We start from the raw sequence: 20,218 nt of genomic DNA on the forward strand, positions 1-20,218 counted from the left end.
AGTTGACCTTGCAACTTTCAATAGATTGAATAAACTACGGAAAACATCGCATAAAGCGAACTCTGTAAAGGAAAAGAAAAATGAGCAACCTCGAAGAACGCGTAAAGAAAATCATTGTTGAACAGCTAGGTGTAGACGAAGCTGAAGTTAAAAACGAAGCTTCTTTCGTTGATGACCTAGGTGCAGATTCTCTAGACACAGTTGAGCTAGTAATGGCTCTAGAAGAAGAATTCGACACTGAAATCCCAGATGAAGAAGCTGAGAAAATTACTACTGTTCAAGCAGCTATCGATTACGTAACTAGCGCTCAGTAATAATCTCTCCCAGGCGGTCACCTCGACCGCCTGTGTTTTATCTAACTCATCTATCCTCATCTTAAATCACCTCAATCCCCGGAGTGTAAAATCGTGTCCAAGCGTCGTGTAGTTGTCACTGGCATGGGTATGTTGTCACCGGTAGGCAACACTGTAGAATCTTCTTGGAAAGCCCTGCTAGCTGGTCAAAGTGGTATCGTTAATATCGATCATTTTGATGCAACCAATTTCTCAACTCGTTTTGCAGGTCTAGTTAAAGACTTTAACTGCGAAGAGTATATGACTAAAAAAGATGCTCGTAAGATGGACTTGTTCATCCAGTACGGCGTCGCAGCAGGTATTCAAGCTTTAGATGATTCAGCCCTAACTATTACTGAAGAAAACGCTCCACGTGTGGGTGTTGCTATCGGTTCTGGTATTGGTGGTCTTGGTTTGATCGAAGCCGGTCACCAAGCTCTAACTGAAAAAGGCCCTCGTAAGATCAGCCCGTTCTTCGTACCGTCGACGATCGTGAATATGATTGCTGGTCACATGTCTATCATGCGAGGCCTACGCGGTCCAAACATCGCGATTTCTACTGCATGTACGACTGGCCTACATAACATTGGTCACGCGGCTCGTATGATTGCATACGGCGATGCTGACGCAATGCTAGCGGGTGGTGCTGAAAAAGCATCAACTCCACTAGGTATGGGCGGTTTTGGTGCGGCTAAAGCACTGTCTACTCGTAACGATGAGCCTCAAAAAGCTTCTCGTCCATGGGACAAAGGCCGTGATGGCTTCGTTCTTGGTGACGGTGCAGGCATGATGGTTCTTGAAGAGTACGAACATGCGAAAGCTCGTGGCGCTAAGATTTACTGTGAGCTAGTAGGCTTCGGTATGTCGGGTGACGCTTACCACATGACATCTCCAAGTGAAGATGGCTCAGGTGGCGCACTAGCAATGGAAGCGGCTATGCGTGATGCTGGCATTACTGGTGAACAAATCGGTTATGTAAACGCACACGGTACTTCGACTCCTGCAGGTGACGTAGCGGAAGTTAAGGGCATCAAGCGTGCTCTTGGCGAAGCAGGCAGCAAGCAAGTATTGGTTTCTTCTACGAAATCAATGACAGGCCACCTTCTAGGTGCTGCTGGTTCTGCTGAAGCTATCATCACGGCAATGTCTCTGGTTGACCAAATTGTTCCACCAACAATCAACCTAGATGATCCTGAAGAAGGCTTAGATATTGACTTAGTACCTCACACTGCGCGTGAAGTTAGCAACATGGAATATGCTGCATGTAACTCATTCGGTTTCGGTGGTACAAACGGCTGTTTGATCTTCAAAAAGATTTAATCATCTTATTATAGACGTAAACACTCGTAGATAGTCACAATTAGACTTGTTTTTAAACGGCTTGATGCTTTAGCATTGAGCCGTTTCTTTTTATGGGGAAAAACATGTTTTGGGTTGATGGAGAAAGCCAGCAAACTGTCGATATTTTGGATCGCTCGTTTCAGTACGGAGACGGCTGTTTTACGACGATGCTCGTGAGTGATGGTGAGATACAACATTTTCACGATCATCAGCACCGTGTCGACGAATGCCTTAAAGCGCTGCGCATTTCTGCTCTTGATTGGGATGTGGTTAGTCTTTGGCTCGGTACTGCGCTTCAACATATCCAAGATAACGATCTTCATGGCACAAAGGGCCTTGATGGTTCAAACAAGCTCCATAATCAAAAAGCAGGGATCAAGCTGCACGTTAGCCGTGGCGCTGGTGGACGTGGCTACAGTACCAAGAATATCGCCAAGCCGACAATCACCATCAGTACCTTTGATTACCCAAGTCATTATTCAGCGTGGCAAGACTCCGGTGTTGAACTCGGTATCTGTCATCAAGCGCTAGGTTTGAGCCCGCTACTGGCTGGCCATAAGCACAATAATCGTCTTGAGCAGATTTTGATGAAAGATGAAATGGACCAGGCTAATGAAGTGGATGGTGTGGTTCTTGATATATCGGGCAATGTGATTGAAACCACCATGGCCAATCTGTTTTGGCGCAAAGGTCAGTCGATATACACACCTCAACTTACTCAAAGTGGTGTTGCGGGGGTTATGCGTAAGCAAGTGTTAACCGCGCTGAATCAGGCTGAACTTTCCGTTACAATTAGTGACTACTGCTTATCTCAACTCATGCAAGCTGATGAGGTTTTCATGACCAACTCCATCTTAGGGGTTGCCCCAGTTACCCGTATTAGTGATACCCAATTTAACATTGGAACCGTTACTCGTAGCCTTCAAGGACAACTAAACTCGTGATCAAAAAGTTATTTATTTTTATTATCTTGTGCTTAATCGCAGCCGGTGCTGCTGGTTTTTATGTTTACAACCAAGCACAAGATAACCTGAAACAAGTTATTCAATTAGAAAAACCACAAGTCGTGACTGTTGCTTCAGGTAGCAGCTTTAACCGCGTTCTAGCCCAGTTGATTAACGAGGGGCTGTTTGAGGCTTCTCCTTACGAGAAATTAATCCGTAAGTTACATCCTGAGCTTGTAGACGTAAAAGCGGGTACATTCCTGCTTGAACCGGGTTTAACCTTAGAGCAGGCGCTACAGGTGCTTGTAGAAGGGAAAGAACACCAGTTTACCATTACCTTTGTTGAAGGCAGTCGTTTTGACGAATGGCTTGTTCAACTAAAAGACAACGAATTCATTCAACAGACGTTGGACGGTGTTTCTGAAAAAGAGATCGCTGAAAAGTTGGGTATTGAAAACGAAAAGCTAGAAGGTCTCTTCTTAGCAGAAACGTATCACTACACCTACGGCACTACTGATTTAGATTTGTTGAAGCGCGCGCATCGAGACCTAATGAGCGTGGTGAATGAAGAGTGGGAAAATCGAGCGGATAAGCTGCCTCTTAAATCGCCTTATGAAGCGTTAATTCTTGCGTCTATCATTGAGAAAGAGACCGCTGTTGCGTCAGAACGTGAGCGTGTCTCTTCTGTGTTCGTTAACCGTCTAAACAAGCGTATGCGTTTGCAAACTGACCCAACAGTTATCTATGGCATGGGTGACAGCTACGATGGCAACATCCGTAAGAAAGACTTACGCACGCCAACGCCATACAACACCTATACAATGAGTGGCTTGCCACCGACACCTATCGCTATGGCAGGCAAAGCGTCTATCAACGCGGCGTTGAATCCAGAGAAGAGCAACTACTTGTATTTCGTTGCGAGTGGAACAGGCGGTCACGTATTTTCAAAGAGTTTGACTGAGCATAACCGTGCAGTGCGAGCTTACTTAAAGCAATTAAGAAAAAACAGATAAAGAAATAATTATGAATCAGTCGAAATTTATCGTGGTTGAAGGCCTTGAAGGCGCTGGCAAAAGCACAGCAATCAATGCCATCGTTGAGACATTAAAAGCATCGGGTGTTGAGGATATTGTTAATACTCGCGAGCCGGGTGGTACGGTCTTAGCTGAAAAGATGCGCTCATTGGTTAAAGAAGAGCACGAAGGCGAGAAGCTTCAAGATATGACTGAATTGCTGCTGATGTACGCAGCACGTGTTCAATTAGTAGAAAACGTTATCAAGCCTGCACTAGACAGTGGTCAATGGGTATTGGGTGATCGTCATGATATGTCTTCACAGGCATACCAAGGTGGTGGTCGCCAGATTGCACGCACTACTATGGAATCACTGAAAGCAACCACGCTAGGCGGCTTTAAACCCGATCTAACGCTATATTTGGACCTAGACCCTAGAGTAGGGCTAGAGCGTGCTAGAGGTCGTGGTGAGCTAGATAGAATTGAAAAGATGGATATCTCGTTTTTTGACCGTACGCGTGAGCGCTATCTAGAAATTGCAGAACAAGATGATTCTGTACTTGTGATTAACGCGCAGCAAGAAATTGAGCAAGTAGCCGCTGATATTAAAGTCGCGCTAACTGCTTGGCTCGATAAACAGTAGGTAGTCATGGCTGAAGTGTATTCTTGGCTCACACCGGTATGGAGTGAGTGGAAAAAAAGTCTCGATGCGGAGCGTTTTCCTAACTCTGTAATTGTTAATGTGCCGGAAGGGCTAGGCGTTGATGCGTTGATTAGCCAACTTACCGACGCATTGATGTGTACGAACTATGAAAGCGAGTCGTGCGGGTTTTGCCACAGCTGTGAATTAATGAAGTCGGGCAGCCATCCTGATTTTCATGTGATCTCACCAGAGAAAGAAGGTAAGTCGATCACGGTTGATCAAGTGCGTGCCAGTAACCGTTGGGCTCAAGAGTCTTCTCAGTTAGGTGGTTTGCGCGTTATCTTGCTTAACCCTGCTGAAGCAATGAACGAATCGGCTTCCAACGCACTACTGAAAACTCTGGAAGAGCCATCAAGCAAATGTATCTTCATTCTTTCTACTCGTAATAGTAACCGTTTGATGCCGACTATCATTAGCCGTTGCCAACAATTTAATGTGGTAAGCCCACAGTTGGAGGTGGGGTCTGCTTGGTTAGATGGTGAAGTTGGTAAGGCTGTCCCACAATATATTTTAGCGCTTAATGACAACGCGCCTTTAAAAGCGAAGGCGATGTTCGAGCAGGGTGGAGTAGAGGCTTCGACCAAAGCGCTCGATGGCTTTGTTAATGTCATCAAGGGCACTCAACCTGACATGCTAAAATTCTCGACAGAGCTTAGCAAAGACCCTTTGATTCAATTGGGTTGGCTATGGCACTTATTGTCTGACGTACAGAAGCTGCATTTTGGCTTGTCGAATCAGGCTATCACTCCTAGCGCGAAAGCACTGGTTGAGGTGATGTCTTATCAAAGTGCTTACGCAGCATCGAATAAGCTGCTCACATTGATTGAGCAGTTAAAGCAACACCCTGGGCTCAATACGGAGCTACTCATAATGAATTGGCTGATAGCCACTTGCGAGGAAACATGTTCGTAGATTCCCACTGTCATTTAGACAAATTGGATTACCAAGATTTACACACAAACGTAGAAGACGTTGTGAACAAGGCGAAAGCAGCAAACGTAGACCAGCTGTTGTCTGTCGGTGTGACACTAGATTCGTTTGAAAATATGCTCGAGATGATCTCGCCGTTTGATAACGTTAAAGCATCTTGTGGCGTTCATCCTCTCGATGTAGAGAGTGACTTCTGTTTAGAGAGAATGCGTGATTACGCGAGCAACCCAAAAGTCGTTGCGATTGGTGAGACAGGCTTAGATTACCATTACCAACCTGAGACGGCTGAGTTGCAACAACTGCGATTCAAGCAACATGTCGCGTTGGCCGTAGAGCTGAACAAGCCTTTGATCATCCATACTCGTAACGCGCGTGAAGATACTCTCGCGATTCTACGTGATGGCGGAGCGGAGAAGTGTGGTGGTGTGATTCACTGCTTTACTGAAGATCAAGCGTTCGCTGAAGCGGCAATGGAATTAGGTTTCTACATCTCAATTTCAGGTATTGTGACCTTTAAGCAGGCTACAGAACTTAAAGAAGTTGTTAAGAATCTACCGTTAGATAGGTTACTGATCGAGACGGATTCTCCATACTTGGCACCAATCCCATATCGTGGGAAGCAGAATCAACCTGCATATGTCGTGGAAGTGGCGGCCTATATTGCGCAATTAAAAGGTATGTCGATGAAAGAGGTTGCTGAACAAACGACCAAAAATTACCAGAAACTTTTTTTGCGATAAAAATCTAACTAAACAAATAAAAGGGAGCGAAAGCTCCCTTTTTGTGTTTTTGATCACCAAAAATGCGTTTTTTTTTAATGTTTACGAATTATGTTGAACTTGAGAGCGCTAATTATAACATTTGTAATTTTGTTACTAAAAATAACATTCGCTCCTATTTTATTTACCCAGTAAAATAATAGGGCTCTTGAAAAATATCTATGTATTTCAGTTAATTAAATGATTGTAAAGCATTGCATTTCTAGATTTGACATGTGATCCAAGACGTGTTTTGAAACTAAATTTCGTAAGTGACTAGAAAGTTAGTTCCCCATCAATATATATTTAGCGGCAGAAAATATAATGCAATACATGGTTACATTTTCGCAGGGTGCTAACATATAGGCTACGGGGGTGTGCCGTTAGAACCCAATATAATTATTTTATCTTTATCAGGAGCATAAACATGTTTAAGAACCTTTTTGCTAGCCTGCAGAAAGTTGGTAAGTCTCTGATGCTTCCAGTATCAGTTTTACCAGTTGCGGGTATTTTGCTAGGTGTCGGTGCAGCAGATCTTCCTTTCATTCCAGAAATCGTTTCAAACTTAATGGAACAAGCTGGTGGTTCAGTATTTGGTCAAATGGCACTACTGTTCGCAGTAGGTGTTGCACTTGGCTTTACTAACAACGATGGTGTAGCGGGTCTAGCTGCTATCGTTGGTTACGGCATCATGACTGCTACACTTGGCGTAATGGCTGGTGTAATGGGCGTTGATAAAATCGATACTGGTGTACTAGGTGGTATCCTAGTCGGTGGTGTTGCTGCTTGGGCATTCAACCGTTTCTTCCGTATTCAACTACCAGAGTACCTTGGCTTCTTCGCTGGTAAGCGTGCTGTGCCAATCATCACAGGTTTCTCTGCGATTGGTCTAGCAATCCTACTATCTGTAGTATGGCCACCAGTTGGCGGCGCTATCTCTGCGTTCTCTGATTGGGCTGCTCACCAAAACCCACAAGTGGCGTTTGGTATCTACGGTATCGTTGAGCGTTCTCTAATTCCATTTGGTCTTCACCACGTTTGGAACGTACCTTTCTTCTTTGAAGCTGGTACTTGTGTAAACGCTGCTGGCGAAACTCAAAACGGTGTTCTTACTTGTTACCTAGTTGCTGATGACGCATCTCGTGCAGCGGGCAATGGCTTCGGTCAGCTAGCTGGTGGTTACATGTTCAAGATGTTCGGTCTACCTGCTGCTGCAATCGCGATTGCACACTCAGCTAAGCCTGAAAACCGCGCTAAAGTAATGGGCATCATGGCTTCTGCTGCGTTGACTTCATTCCTAACGGGTATCACTGAACCAATCGAATTCTCTTTCCTATTCGTTGCTCCAGTACTGTACGCAATCCACGCTCTACTAGCTGGTTCTGCATACGTTCTTGCGAACACTCTAGGTTTTGTACACGGTACATCTTTCTCACACGGTCTAATCGACTTCCTAGTTCTATCTGGCAACGCGTCTAAGATGGGCCTAATGGTTGTATGTGGTATTGCTTACGCTGCAATTTACTACATCGTATTCCGCACTGTGATTAAAGCTCTAGACCTTAAAACTCCAGGCCGTGAAGACGAGACTGAAGAAGAGTCAGTTGCGACTGGTTCTGAACTTGCTGGTGAGCTAGTTGCTGCATTCGGTGGCAAAGCGAACATCACTGGTCTTGACGCTTGTATTACTCGTCTACGTGTTGCAGTTGCTGATACAGCAGTTGTTGACCAAGACAAACTGAAGAAACTAGGCGCTGCAGGTGTTGTTGTAGTTGCTGGTGGCGTACAAGCTATCTTCGGTACTAAGTCTGACAACCTTAAGACAGACATGGATGAGTGGATCCGTAACAACGGTTAATTCACTGATTCAATAAATTGAAAGGAGGCCGAAAGGCCTCCTTTTTTGTTTTCTGCTCTATGAAAGATCTTTCCGCATCTAATCCCCTCTAACTCAGAGAGTTACCATTCAACTCGATCATTTGATGGTCGTTCCCAGATTTTTTGTGTCTTTTATCTTTTACCCAGCGATGACACCCTTTGCTGAGATTCCAGTAGACTTCGGTTTTTTAAATACAGTCTGAGAATATTATGAAACATCGTTACTTGATCGGCCTTATGTGCTGCAGCGGAGCCTCGTTTGCTCAAGCTTCTGAAGCTCCAGCTTTGGAAGTTGGACTTGCCATTGACCAAGACCTGAGTGTCGTTGTGGAATTTGATCAGAAATACCGTGCTACGATTGGCAATGACGGCGCTGCCTTTGATTACATTTTGAAGCGTGGTCAGTTCGAGACTGAAGCTCCGTTGAGCTGGTACGTCGGTGCTGGTGCTTGGGCTGAATGGAATGACGACTTTGGCTTACGCTTGCCATTAGGCGTGAAAGTGAATTTCTACGAAGGTTGGAATGCTTACGCACAAGTTCACCCTGAACTCGATATGTATAAAGGCGTTGAGTTGCAAGTGGGCGGCGCTTTAGGTGTTACCTATAAGTTCTAATCTGAACTAAAACCGTTTTAATAATGAAAAAACCAGCATTTAGCTGGTTTTTTCGTTTGGGCCGATCTTATATTTTTGCTTCATTGAGCCGCTTAGAAAGTAAAACTCAGTCCGACATTGGCTTGGAATTGGTTCATCCAGTCGGTATCAAAGCGAATGATGCACTCCTGCCCGTTACTTGGGATGTTACAAACACCGGAGGTATCGTTGTCGACAACCGTGCCTAACCAACGTACTTGTGTGTTCAACGCTAATCGGTCGCTAAATTTGTACTCTAAGCCGCCAAAGATAGAAGTTGAGAATCCATACTTATCTTTTGCCCAGTCTACGTCGACGTAAGAAGCACCAAGGCCTAACCCTAGATAACCCGACAACACAGGCGAAGCAGGGTAGTAGATGCTGCTTTGAAGGTGCAGGTATTGGATGGAGGAGCTTAGGTTGAGCGTTTCTAATTCCGAGCTCTGATTGGAGTAGAAGAAGCCGATGCGTCCTTTTTCAAGTGGCGTTTCAATGGCAAAGGTGTAATTTTCAGAGCCTTTCATGTCATAGGTTTTACCGTCCTGGTCTTCGACACTGCCACCGCCGGTATAACCTACCATAGGTGTAATGATGATCTCCGGCGAAGCATACGCGCTTGAAACGGAGAGAAGCGTAATCAGTGCCATCATATTTGCTTTGTTATTCATGAGTATATCCTTATCCATACACATACTAATTGTGATGGTTACATCAATATTGTGCGACTAATTTCGACGATTCTTGAAGATACTTCACACACCTGATAGTACTTAAATAGAGACTAGACAAATTAATAATAAGCCAGAGGTGTCTATGGACCATAATCTGAAAAATGCCCTACAAATTACCGTGTTTATCTACATGATCATTCTTTCATTTGGCTTTATTGCGATTGGTAGTTAATACCATCTATTGCGAGGCTGAGTTTTGATACTCAGGGAATAATGAATAGTGGGATTATAACCAATATTGATACAGCAATAGACTTGGATTATTACGCTAAGTTTATTGCTGGAAAAACAGCACTGGTCGCTCAAGGTGGCGGACAGAGAAGTATTTTTACTTCTGGAGTGCTGGATGCCTTTCTTCTCTCAAATTTTGACCCCTTCGACGAATTTTTTGGTACCTCAGCAGGTGCTCTCAACTTATGTGCTTATCTGTGCCGTGATAAAGGCCTTGGACGTTCTTTTGTTCTCGACCTCACAACCTCACCAGAGTTCTTCAATCTCTTTTCCTATATACGACACAGAAAGAACCTAGGATTAGAATGGGCGCTAGAACAAATTATGGCTTACCCATATAAGCTCGATCTGGATTTAGGGCGACAAACGCTAGGCGATCGCCACTTCTATGCGGCTGTAACGGATTCCAAAGACTTACGAGACCACTACTTCCCATTATTGGGCGAAGATTGGTACAAGGTGATGATTGCGACCTGCGCCATTCCTCGCTTGTACAATGATGAAGTCTTTATTGGTGACAGTGCTTATGTGGACGGTGGTGTATCGGCGTGTATCCCGGTTCAGGAAGCGTGGCGAAGACAAGCCCGTTCTATTGTGGTGATTCGTACTGAGCCAGTGGTGGAGGAAGGTAATACCCATTTGGTTGAAGCACCAGTTAAGGGATCTTCAGTCAAAGCGCCCAAACCAATCTCTGCCGAAGAACTGGAATGGTTCCGCGAATCTTTCGACAGTGTTCAAGGTCATTGGCAACAAAAAGTGGAACAGTGGAAAACCGACTGGACCTCTTTCTTCCAACAACAAATTATGCGCTCAAAAGAGCAGAAACGTGACCGTGGGCATTTAGACCTGCTGAACGGTGGTCGCTGGCTATTTGGTGCAGATGATATTTATCGCTTAAGTCATTTAATTGGGGATAAGTTTGATTCAGGGTTGGCTGACATGCTGATGGTGCATTATCAGACCTACTCATTGACTCAGGATTTTTTGAATTCGCCACCAGACGACGCGTTTGTGGTACAGATAGCGCCAAGTCAGCCGCTAAAATCGAGTTCATTAATGAGCGACAAAGAAGACCTGTTGCACGATTACGAAATGGGCTTAGAAGCCGGTTACCGATTTGTAGAAACCTACACCTCAACGGAAAACGCTCGCAATTCTCATATGCCACAGTTAGCCACCATTGCTGCTGGCAAGTAATTCTCGAAGTTGATGAGCTAGCATGCTGTGAGCTCGTTATGCTGTTTAAGCAGATTGTAGTGAGTCGTGTTCTGAAATGAAAAAGGGTTATTGAACTTGGTTCGATAACCCTTTTAAGTTTTTGAGATTAGGCGAATCGTTTCGCCTTAAGGTCAAATATTAGGTGACAGGCAAGATTCTCATACAGTTGGTTGACCCTGCTACATCCATAATGTCGCCTTGAGTGACGATCACTAGGTCGCCAAACTTAAGGTGTCCTTTCTCTTTCAGGCAAGTGAGTGTAGATAGTGCAATGTCAAAGCTGTCTTCGGCTTCTGTCTCGAAGTAGATAGGTGTCACACCTCGGTACAAGGTACAGCGATTAAGCGTTCCTTCGTTACGAGACAGCGCGTAGATAGGCATGTCAGCACTTAGGCGAGACATCATCAGTGCAGTGCGGCCTGACTCGGTGAGAGTGACAACGCCTTTAATGCCTTCCATATGGTTCGCAGAGTAGATGGTCGCCATCGAAACGGTTTCTTCGGCGGTTACAAAGGTGCGATCAATACGGTAATTGGATTGGTTGTTAATGCCTGCCATTTTCTCCGCACCAATACAGACTTCTGCCATCGATTTTACGGTCTCGACTGGGTAGTCACCAGCTGCAGTTTCACCAGACAGCATCACAGCATCTGTTCCATCGAGTACGGCGTTGGCAACGTCCATGACTTCGGCACGGGTTGGCATTGGCGCAGAAATCATTGATTCCATCATTTGAGTTGCGGTGATGACTGTTCGGTTAAGCGCTCTGGCACGGCGTATAAGCTGTTTTTGTACTCCGACTAACTCAGGGTCGCCAATTTCTACTCCGAGGTCACCACGAGCCACCATGACGACATCTGAGGCCATTATGATGTCATCCATGTTCTCAACAGTGGCGACTGTCTCTGCTCGCTCCACTTTTGCGACGAGGTGAGCTTCTAAGCCGGCTTCTCGTGCAAGCTGACGAGCGTAGTGCATGTCTTCACCATTACGAGGGAAAGACACCGCTAGGTAATCCACTTTGATTTGTGCGGCGGTGACGATGTCGCGCTTGTCTTTTTCTGTTAGCGCTTCTGCGGAAAGGCCACCACCTTTTTTGTTGATGCCTTTGTTATTTGAGAGTGGGCCGCCAATGATGACTTCGGTATGAACGCGACAGCCTTCCACTTTGGTTACTTTGAGTTGAACACGACCATCGTCAAGCAACAGAATATCGCCGGTGGACACATCGTTAGGCAGTTCTTTGTAATCAAGGCCAACGGCTTCTTGATTGCCTTCACCTAAACCTAGGCTGCTGTCGAGAGTGAACAGGTCGCCTACGGCAAGTTGGATTTTGCCATCTTTGAATGTCGACACACGAATCTTGGGACCTTGTAAGTCTCCGAGAATGGCGATTTGAGTGCCGTGTCTTTTGGCTATTGCTCTGACTTTTTCTGCGCGTTGTATATGGTCGTCGCTGGTGCCGTGAGAGAAGTTCATACGAACGATATTGGCACCGGCTTTGATGATCTCTTCAAGCACGTTACCTTTATCAGTTGAAGGGCCTAGCGTTGTGACGATTTTCGTTTTTCTTAATTCGGCTGTCATGAATACTCCTAGAGTGAGGCCAAGTAATCTTTTAAAAGACTAGGGCGTGTTGATCTTTCGAGCTGATTTTTGCAGCGAGTTGCTGGGTATTTATACAAGGCAGAGGCTTTGATGTGTAGCTAGCCTACATGAGAAGCCGATAACGTAGTAGAAATGACCAGCAAACGCTGCCCGAAGGGTTCGGCTAAAAGCGTTTTACTCTTTGTTGAGGGAGATTTGCTTAGAATGACTAGGCTACTTCTCCCTCGCCGCGATTAAAACGCTTTTATCTCGAACAAAATTTAACCACGAAAGGTCAACGCGCCTTAATTAAGTATATGCATTAATTGATAATTTATTGGGAGCTAGGAGGATATTTCTTGATTTGCCTTTAATTATTGAATTCAGGGCTCAAACGCGATGTTTTATTCTGAAAATTAAGTCGCAAATTATCGATGTGGGTGTTAATTTTCCTCGAACTATTTGACTCGATACACAAAGATTCATGTATATACGTGATACTGGTCACGGCGATATACCAAGTGACTTCACAATTACTTCGCAAAGTAAAAAAATTACCTCGTTGATGATTTCTGGAGCGTAAAATGTACATGGCTCAACCGGGCCATATTGATCATATCAAACAGGTCAATGCTGGTCGTGTATATAAACTAATTGACCTTAAAGGTCCTATTTCTCGTATCGATCTGTCCAAGCAAAGTGAGTTGGCTCCGGCGAGTATTACTAAAATTACCCGTGAACTCATTGAAGCTCACCTTATTCACGAAACGACGGTTCAAGAAGCCACGACTCGTGGGCGTCCTGCTGTCGGTCTGCAAACTAATAACGAAGGTTGGCAGTTTCTATCGATGCGTCTTGGTCGCGGATACTTGACGATCGCGCTCCATGAATTGGGCGGCGACGTGCTTATCGATACCAAGATTGATATCCATGAACGTGATCAAGATGATGTGCTTGCGCGTCTTCTCCATGAAATCGATGAGTTCTTCCAAACCTATGCCGAGCAACTCGACAGGGTGACGAGTATCGCTATCACACTGCCAGGCCTGGTGAATTCAGAGCAAGGTATTGTGTTGCAGATGCCGCACTACAACGTTGAAAACTTAGCGTTGGGGCCGGAGATCTACAAAGAAACCGGTCTGCCAGTTTTTATTGCCAACGATACCCGCGCGTGGGCATTAGCAGAGAAGCTGTTTGGTAACTCACAAGACAACGACAACTCTGTTCTTATCTCGATTCACCACGGTTTAGGTGCCGGGATCATTCTTGATGGTCGCGTTTTGCAAGGACGTCACGGTAACATCGGTGAGTTGGGGCATATCCAGATCGATAAGGAAGGCAAGCTTTGTCACTGTGGAAATCGAGGCTGTTTAGAAACGGTGGCGAGTTCTCAGGCAATCCGTGAGCAAGTAAAAGAGCGATTGGCAAATGGTGAAGAATCAACGCTAACGGTGTTTGAAGATGTCACTATTGAACAGATCTGTGCTGCCGCTGCGGATGGGGATCCGCTGGCTGTCGAAGTGATTGAACAGTTAGGTCGTTACCTAGGCTCTGCGATTGCGATTGTGATTAACCTGTTCAACCCAGAGAAAATCTTGGTGGGTGGTGTTATCAATCAGGCGAAGAGCGTGTTATACCCGGCGATTCAAAAGTGTATCGAAGAGCAGAGTCTATCGGTTTACCATAAAGACTTAGAGCTGGTGGAATCTCGTTTTTATAAGCAGGCAACCATGCCAGGTGCTGCGCTTATCAAGCAGGCCTTATACGATGGCCAACTGTTAATGAAAGTTATTGAAGGTTAACTCCTTTTTCTCGTCTTGTAGCCTTACCCTGAACCTTTCCATGTACTTAAGCTTTGTATAACATCATTTGTTGTACTTAGTTTAAGCATTCTGTGCATTGGCGCTTTGCTTTAACCTATTGAAGTAGGCTATTGTAGCCACAGTTATTATTTGTCACTAAGGTGTTGTATGTCTGGCGTTTTAAATTCGGTTGATCAGAGAACCAAACTGGTCGGTGAAAACCGTCTGGAACTCTTGTTATTCAGCTTAAATAGTCGTCAACTATTTGCGATTAACGTATTTAAAGTGAAAGAAGTCCTCAAAGTGCCAGTTCTCACTCGCTTACCGGGCTCTCATCATCATATTACGGGTGTTGCGTCTTTACGTGGTGAATCGGTGCCTGTTATCGATTTACGCAGTGCCATTGGCTTTCCGCCATCTCGTGCGGAATCTCAAGAGAGCAACCTGATTATTACGGAATACAACCGAACCGTACAAGGTTTCTTGGTTGGGCAAGTTCGTAATATCGTGAACACGACATGGACAGAAATCCAGCCGCCGCCAAAGACAACAGGCCGTGCAAATTACCTAACCGCTATCACGCATATTCAAGAAGAAGAGCAGCACAAGATCGTCGAGATCATCGATGTTGAGAAAGTGTTGGCTGAGATCATTGATTACGATGTTTCGATCTCTGAAGGCGTCTTGGATGAACAATTAGCTCAGGAGATGATTGGGCGTAACGTGCTTATCGTTGATGACTCTTCAACGGCGCGTAACCAGATCAAAGGCACCTTGTCACAACTGGGTTTGAACATTATTGAGTGTTGTGATGGCTTAGAAGCACTGACCTTGCTTAAGGGCTGGTGTGATGAAGGCAAAGACATCAATCAAGAAATATTGTTGATGATCACCGATGCTGAAATGCCTGAAATGGACGGCTACAAGCTGACACACGAAGTACGTACTGACCCTAGAATGCATGACCTGTTTATTACGCTAAATACTTCATTAAGTGGAAGTTTTAATGAAGCTATGGTCGAGAAAGTAGGGTGTAACCGATTTATTTCTAAGTTCCAGCCAGACCTCTTGGTTGAAGTTACTCAAGAGCGAATGCGTCAGATTTTGTAATTAATGCTGCTGTACGGTTTGTTTTGAGTGACCTTATAGAAAACGTTTGCTAATATTCACTCAGCATATTTTTCTTAACGAAATATGCTCAACTACTAGCGTAACTTTTCACACACAATCTAAGGTAGTTCCTCTTAATGATATGGTTAACGTCTAAAGTCGTCATGACTTTGAGCTTATTACTGTATAGGGAATTTAAGAAAAGACGTACGGAAGCTGAAGTGGAGTCATAACTCAACAACTGGAATTGAAGGGAAGCGGATGCTTCCCTTTTTCGTTTTTCTTTCTCTCGTTTCTTTAGCCAAGGACCGATTGAGAACAGTTGGTACTTCGCTAATGAAAATCTCGAGATTTGGTTTTCAAGCCAACAATTTCATCGGTAATATCGATAAGTTTCCCCGCGATAACATGCACGACTTTCCCTTCTTTTTCTAATATCCCTTGTACTTTTAACGCCTTGGCTGTGAGATAAGCTTGCTGTTGAGCGCGTGCGGTTGCTCCCCATACCACGACATTAATATTACCAGTGCTATCTTCTAGCGTGACAAAGGTGACACCTGCCGCGGTTCCGGGAGATTGTTTGCCTGTGACTAATCCGACAACGGTGACCATAGATTTGTGTCTTTGCTGTATTAAATCTTTCATGTGTGTGAATCGACCTAATCGTCCTGCTTCTTCGAGCAAAGTGATGGGGTGTTTGTTCAATGAAATTCCGACACTGGTGAAGTCTTCGAGTAGATCTTGCATCTCGTTGGGCTTGTGTAGTACATGTTCGTCATGTCCAGCCTCAGCATCGTCATAGGCTTGGCTAAACAGAGGTAAATCAGACGCTGAGTCCATGATCGCCCAGCGAGTCTGGAAGCGGTCTCCAGAAACGTTATGTAGCGCATTGGCCGATGCAAGTAGCTCGATATCTTTCTTATTCATCGATAACTGTTTCACCTGACTAGGGTGGCGATAACCGGATTGTGGGCGATTGGCGAGCACGCTTTGAGTTCCATGCTCGCTGAGTCCTTTGATTTGTCGCAGCCCTAAGCGAATCGCTAGACCATTCTGATGAGAGACAACCGTGTGGTCGTTTTGAGAAGCGTTCACACATACCGGAAGTATCACCACATTGTGTCGTTGTGCGTCTTGTACCAACTGTGAAGGGCTATAAAACCCCATCGGTTGGCTATTTAACAGAGAAGCGTAGAAACATTCAGGGTAGTAGCACTTCAACCAAGCTGAGCAATACGCTAACACCGCAAACGAAGCGGAGTGGCTTTCAGGAAAACCGTACTCGCCAAAACCGCATATCTGTTTAAAGATCTGCTCGGCAAACTCTGTCTCATAGCCGCGCTTTTGCATCCCCTCGATGAGCTTGTTTTTAAACTTAAAGACGTTGCCATTTTTCTTCCAAGCGGCCATCGCGCGTCTGAGTTGATCCGCTTCTCCGCCTGTGAAGCCTGCGGCCACCATCGCAAGTTTAATCACTTGCTCTTGGAAGATAGGTACACCTAAGGTGCGCGACAGTACTGATTCCACGTCTTTAGATGGATAACTGATTGGCTCAATGCCATCTCGACGCTTGAGAAACGGATGCACCATATCGCCCTGAATAGGACCTGGACGAACGATAGCGATTTGAATCACCAAGTCGTAATAAGTCCTCGGTTTAAGCCTTGGCAGCATGCTCATTTGTGCGCGTGACTCAATTTGGAATATCCCGACTGTGTCTGCTCGTTGAATCATGCCGTAAACCTGAGGATCATCCTTAAGGCGAGTGATCTCAGCAATGGTCAGTGATCGCCCGTGAATACGTTTGATCAGGTCGAAACATTTACGAATCGCAGAGAGCATACCAAGCGCGAGCACATCAACTTTCAGCAAGCCTAAGGTTTCTAGATCATCCTTATCCCATTGGATAATGGTTCGATCGTGCATCGCGGCATTCTCAACGGGAACCAGCTCATACAAAGGCCCTGAAGATATGACAAAGCCACCGACGTGTTGAGATAAGTGACGTGGAAAGCCGATGATCTCATTAACCAAATGGATAAACTGCTGCCCCTTCAAAGAATCAGGCTGTAGCCCCAATTGAGTGAGCTGAGCCTGCCAACCTAGGCTTTTGTCCCTGCGATTGGTGTTCTTGATGAAGTAGTCGAGCTGGGTTTCTTGTAGCCCTAATGCTTTACCGACATCTCTTACCGCACTTTTAAAGCGATAAGAGATGACCGTTGCGGCAAGCGCGGCCCGTTCTCTACCGTATTTTTGGTAGATGTATTGGATGACTTCTTCACGGCGTTCGTGTTCAAAATCGACATCAATATCAGGCGGCTCATCGCGCTCTTTACTGATGAAACGCTCAAACAGCACCGAGATCTGTCTTGGGTCAACAGAGGTGATTTCTAAGCAGTAACAGACCACGGAATTGGCCGCTGAACCTCGACCTTGGTAAAGAATGCCTTGGCTTTTGGCAAACATCACGATGTCATGAATGGTGAGAAAAAAGAAAGGGTAGTCAAGCTCGCCAATTAACCCCAATTCTTTCTCTATGATCTGTTGGATGTCGTTAGGTACACCTTGTGGGAAGCGAGTCTGTTTTCCTTTTTCGACCAACATGCGCAGATAACTCATGGGTGTTTCACCTTGAGGAATCAGCTCACTGGGATATTCGTAGCGCAAGCTATCTAAATCAAATTCACACAGCTCAGAGATTCGGTTGCTCTCTTCTAGCCACTCCACTTTGAAAATATGAGAGAGTTTATTGATACTCCGTAAACAACGTTCTGCATTAGCAAGTAAGTGACTGCCCACTTCGGTAATGGGCTTTTGGTACTTTATCGCAGTGAGTGAGTGCTGCAAGGGTAAGCGATTCGCGTTGTGCATCAGCACGCCACCACAAGCTGTTATCGGCAGTTGATGATGCTGTGACAGCTCAACGCAGTAATCTGTGTACTGCTGGTCGGTTTGCTTTAGGTGTCGTTGTAAGCCGATCCAAAGCCGACCTGAATGGTGCTGGGAGAGCCATTGTCCCCAGTGCGCGTCTTCATTTTTCTGTTGAGGAAGCCAAAGAATAAAGCAGTGCTTAGCCGACATGATATCCCACTCAGAGAGCTGATAATGTCCCTTGCTGCTACGACGTCTCGCGTTGGTAATAATACGGCATAGCTCGGCGTAGGCTTGTCTGTTTGGGCATATCAAGATCACTTGGCACTCTTCATTTAGCCAAAACATGCTCCCGACAATTTGCTTGAGCGACAGTTTACGTTGCTTGATTGCTGAGTGAACCTTAACGATGCCCGCCACCGAGCACTCATCAGTAACCGCGAGTGCTTTGTAACGTAAGAAGTCGGCCTGTAAAACAAGCTCTTCTGCGTGTGAGGCTCCCTCAAGGAAGGAGTAATTACTTTGGCAGAATAGCTCTGAGTATTGCTGAGACATAACGTAATCTCACTTAATCATTGCGAGTGAACATGATTGAAAAGGGACGCTGAAATTGAATAAGTAGAACGGACGAGCTAACTAAGTTTTCTTACTGACTTTCTTACCGACTAGCTAAATAAGCCGTGTAAGAACCACTGTTTATCTGGTGTTCTAAATACCCATAACCATCGACCGTTTTCACTGTGAGCAATAAAGTAGTCACGAATGATCTTCTCTCCATCCCACCAGCCAGAAACAATGCGCTCAGGGCCTTGAGATAAGGTGACGCTTTCGGTTAAGGCTTCGGGCTCTGGCAGTAAAATACTGGGCCTTAGCCGCTGTTGAACGACGCTGATAGCTGTGGTTTGTTGCTCGCTCCCTGAGGGCGTTTGCCTTTTTGCCACAGACTTACTCAATGTTGGGAGCGAATACTGATTGGCCTTTTCTGGTCTTGGGTCGTGCTGTATTTTCGGTGTTTGAATGCAGGCTTGTCCAAGCTTTGCTTGTAGTAGTGAGAGCAAATCTAACGCGGCAAGTGTTCCGGTATTACCATCAAAAAGATCATGGTAGGCCATTTGCGGTTCTCCATGACGAACCAAGCTGAGGGTCAGCCCTTGAACCGGTGCTGTGAGCTTTAGTGACTCTAAGGTGAGATGAGTCAGGCTCGCCCATTTTTCAGCAAGGTAATCACCTTGTGCCGAATAAAAAGAGACAGGGTGATCGTCTTTATCTCTTAGGTGTAAAGTCAGCGTTAACTCGAAAGCCACTCGGTCGCGTAGCTTCAAAAAACACTCGAGTTGATTCAGTAATATCAGCAACGGCTTGTCGATAAATAGGATGTTTTCAATATCAAACAACAGCTCCAAATATTGCTGGAAATTCTCTGGTGGGTGATAGAAATCAATCGGGTGCTTGAACTGGCCGTTAAGGCGACCGACATAATTCACCAGGTCGATATCAAAGCGACGCGCGACCTCTTGTAAAGGCAGCTTTAATAGATCTTCAACGATATTGATACCGACATGGTTCAGGCGTTCTACTTGCTTGGTCGGTAGCTCACTGGAATTCAATGTTTGTTGATTGACCCAAGTTTTCATCTGCTCAATATTGTTTGTTGCTTGGTTGATCGCTTGCTTACCCAAAAGGATCGCAGAAAGCGGCGAATAACCCGTAGCGAAGCTGAACTGGATATTGAGCGTTTCTAAGTGGCTTTTGAGCTCATGCCAGTAGTTATCTAGCCCGTCGTAAAGTGATAGCATGTTAGAGGCTTTAATCAGCAAACCATTAGGTGGCAATAACGCCATGTCGGAAGTGACTAGATACGCCCACTGAGCGATCTCTTTGAGCTTACTTTTCTCCAGTTCAATACTGTAAGGGTGGACGTGTAAGTTGTGGCACAACGCTGCTGCAGACCCTAAGCCCATACCAAGCGAAATTCCCGATTGCAGCGCAGCTGGGTTTGCTTGCAGTACACGGTGATCTTTTTCATCCACGATGATAATAGGTTGTTCGCGTGAGTCTTCGCTCGAATCCAATTCATTAGAGTTAAACAAGGTATCCAATTGCAGAGACGGAAAGTGCAGATAAAGCCACAACATA

General features: G+C 45.3%; 17 protein-coding genes. 13 read left to right on the top strand and 4 right to left on the bottom strand.

Annotated features, from left to right (window positions below; all coding sequences use genetic code 11):
* Positions 1-80: 80 nt before the first annotated feature.
* The 9 genes from acpP (at position 81) to MSG36_RS22105 (ending at position 8,514) form a co-directional block, all read left to right on the top strand.
* Complete coding sequence (acpP, locus tag MSG36_RS22065) at positions 81-314, top strand: acyl carrier protein (RefSeq protein ID WP_004737381.1); 234 nt, start codon at positions 81-83, stop codon at positions 312-314.
* A 93-nt stretch (positions 315-407) separates the two neighbouring features.
* Entirely contained in the window at positions 408-1,652 is a 1,245-nt protein-coding gene (gene fabF, locus MSG36_RS22070; RefSeq protein ID WP_010437291.1) for a beta-ketoacyl-ACP synthase II, read from the top strand.
* Positions 1,653-1,756: 104 nt separating this feature from the next.
* Positions 1,757-2,617, top strand: coding sequence for an aminodeoxychorismate lyase (pabC, locus tag MSG36_RS22075; RefSeq protein ID WP_248369705.1), 861 nt, complete (start codon positions 1,757-1,759; stop codon positions 2,615-2,617).
* Positions 2,614-3,630, top strand: a complete 1,017-nt coding sequence (gene mltG, locus MSG36_RS22080; RefSeq protein ID WP_017062149.1) for an endolytic transglycosylase MltG — start codon at positions 2,614-2,616, stop codon at positions 3,628-3,630. Before pabC ends, mltG begins: the two co-directional genes overlap by 4 nt.
* A gap of 10 nt (positions 3,631-3,640) precedes the next feature.
* Positions 3,641-4,273: a dTMP kinase gene (gene tmk, locus MSG36_RS22085; protein ID WP_048610583.1), complete on the top strand. Its 633-nt coding sequence runs from the start codon at positions 3,641-3,643 to the stop codon at positions 4,271-4,273.
* A gap of 6 nt (positions 4,274-4,279) precedes the next feature.
* On the top strand, positions 4,280-5,245 hold the full coding sequence (locus MSG36_RS22090; RefSeq protein ID WP_248369707.1) for a DNA polymerase III subunit delta': 966 nt from the start codon (positions 4,280-4,282) through the stop codon (positions 5,243-5,245).
* The gene (locus tag MSG36_RS22095; RefSeq protein ID WP_107898510.1) at positions 5,236-6,003 is read left to right on the top strand and encodes a YchF/TatD family DNA exonuclease; all 768 of its coding nucleotides are present in this window, start codon (positions 5,236-5,238) and stop codon (positions 6,001-6,003) included. The genes MSG36_RS22090 and MSG36_RS22095 overlap by 10 nt, the downstream gene beginning before the upstream one ends.
* Positions 6,004-6,448: 445 nt before the next feature.
* Positions 6,449-7,879 (top strand): PTS glucose transporter subunit IIBC, encoded by a 1,431-nt coding sequence (ptsG, locus tag MSG36_RS22100; protein WP_048610590.1) that lies wholly within the window; start codon positions 6,449-6,451, stop codon positions 7,877-7,879.
* 230 nt (positions 7,880-8,109) lie between these two features.
* Positions 8,110-8,514 carry a hypothetical protein gene (locus MSG36_RS22105; protein WP_017062144.1) on the top strand — a complete coding sequence of 135 codons (405 nt, stop codon included), beginning with the start codon at positions 8,110-8,112 and terminating at the stop codon, positions 8,512-8,514.
* A gap of 92 nt (positions 8,515-8,606) precedes the next feature.
* Here MSG36_RS22105 and MSG36_RS22110 read toward each other — a convergent pair whose 3' ends face one another.
* Positions 8,607-9,200, bottom strand: coding sequence for an outer membrane beta-barrel protein (locus tag MSG36_RS22110; RefSeq protein WP_029405328.1), 594 nt, complete (start codon positions 9,198-9,200; stop codon positions 8,607-8,609).
* Between the two features lie 145 nt (positions 9,201-9,345).
* Between MSG36_RS22110 and MSG36_RS22115 the strand changes: the two genes are divergently transcribed.
* Together MSG36_RS22115 and MSG36_RS22120 are read left to right on the top strand one after the other, a co-directional pair.
* Positions 9,346-9,435: a YnhF family membrane protein gene (locus MSG36_RS22115; protein WP_100214626.1), complete on the top strand. Its 90-nt coding sequence runs from the start codon at positions 9,346-9,348 to the stop codon at positions 9,433-9,435.
* Between the two features lie 41 nt (positions 9,436-9,476).
* Positions 9,477-10,691: a DUF6363 domain-containing protein gene (locus MSG36_RS22120; RefSeq protein WP_048610594.1), complete on the top strand. Its 1,215-nt coding sequence runs from the start codon at positions 9,477-9,479 to the stop codon at positions 10,689-10,691.
* 159 nt (positions 10,692-10,850) lie between these two features.
* Here MSG36_RS22120 and pyk read toward each other — a convergent pair whose 3' ends face one another.
* Positions 10,851-12,299 carry a pyruvate kinase gene (gene pyk, locus MSG36_RS22125; RefSeq protein ID WP_248369709.1) on the bottom strand — a complete coding sequence of 483 codons (1,449 nt, stop codon included), beginning with the start codon at positions 12,297-12,299 and terminating at the stop codon, positions 10,851-10,853.
* Positions 12,300-12,883: 584 nt separating this feature from the next.
* On the opposite strand from pyk, the gene MSG36_RS22130 reads away from it, so the two are divergent.
* Both MSG36_RS22130 and MSG36_RS22135 read left to right on the top strand, forming a co-directional pair.
* A complete protein-coding gene (locus MSG36_RS22130) occupies positions 12,884-14,101 on the top strand; it encodes an ROK family protein (protein WP_048607464.1) in 1,218 nt (405 codons plus the stop codon).
* Positions 14,102-14,269: 168 nt separating this feature from the next.
* Positions 14,270-15,211, top strand: a complete 942-nt coding sequence (locus MSG36_RS22135; protein ID WP_017062139.1) for a chemotaxis protein CheV — start codon at positions 14,270-14,272, stop codon at positions 15,209-15,211.
* 333 nt (positions 15,212-15,544) lie between these two features.
* On the opposite strand, the gene MSG36_RS22140 is transcribed toward MSG36_RS22135, so the two are convergent.
* On the bottom strand, positions 15,545-18,637 hold the full coding sequence (locus MSG36_RS22140; protein WP_248369711.1) for an error-prone DNA polymerase: 3,093 nt from the start codon (positions 18,635-18,637) through the stop codon (positions 15,545-15,547).
* Positions 18,638-18,747: 110 nt separating this feature from the next.
* Positions 18,748-20,217, bottom strand: coding sequence for a DNA polymerase Y family protein (locus tag MSG36_RS22145; RefSeq protein ID WP_248369713.1), 1,470 nt, complete (start codon positions 20,215-20,217; stop codon positions 18,748-18,750).
* Position 20,218: the final 1 nt, after the last annotated feature.

This window comes from Vibrio sp. 1CM8B, assembly GCF_023161685.1.
Classification (GTDB): domain Bacteria; phylum Pseudomonadota; class Gammaproteobacteria; order Enterobacterales; family Vibrionaceae; genus Vibrio; species Vibrio coralliirubri.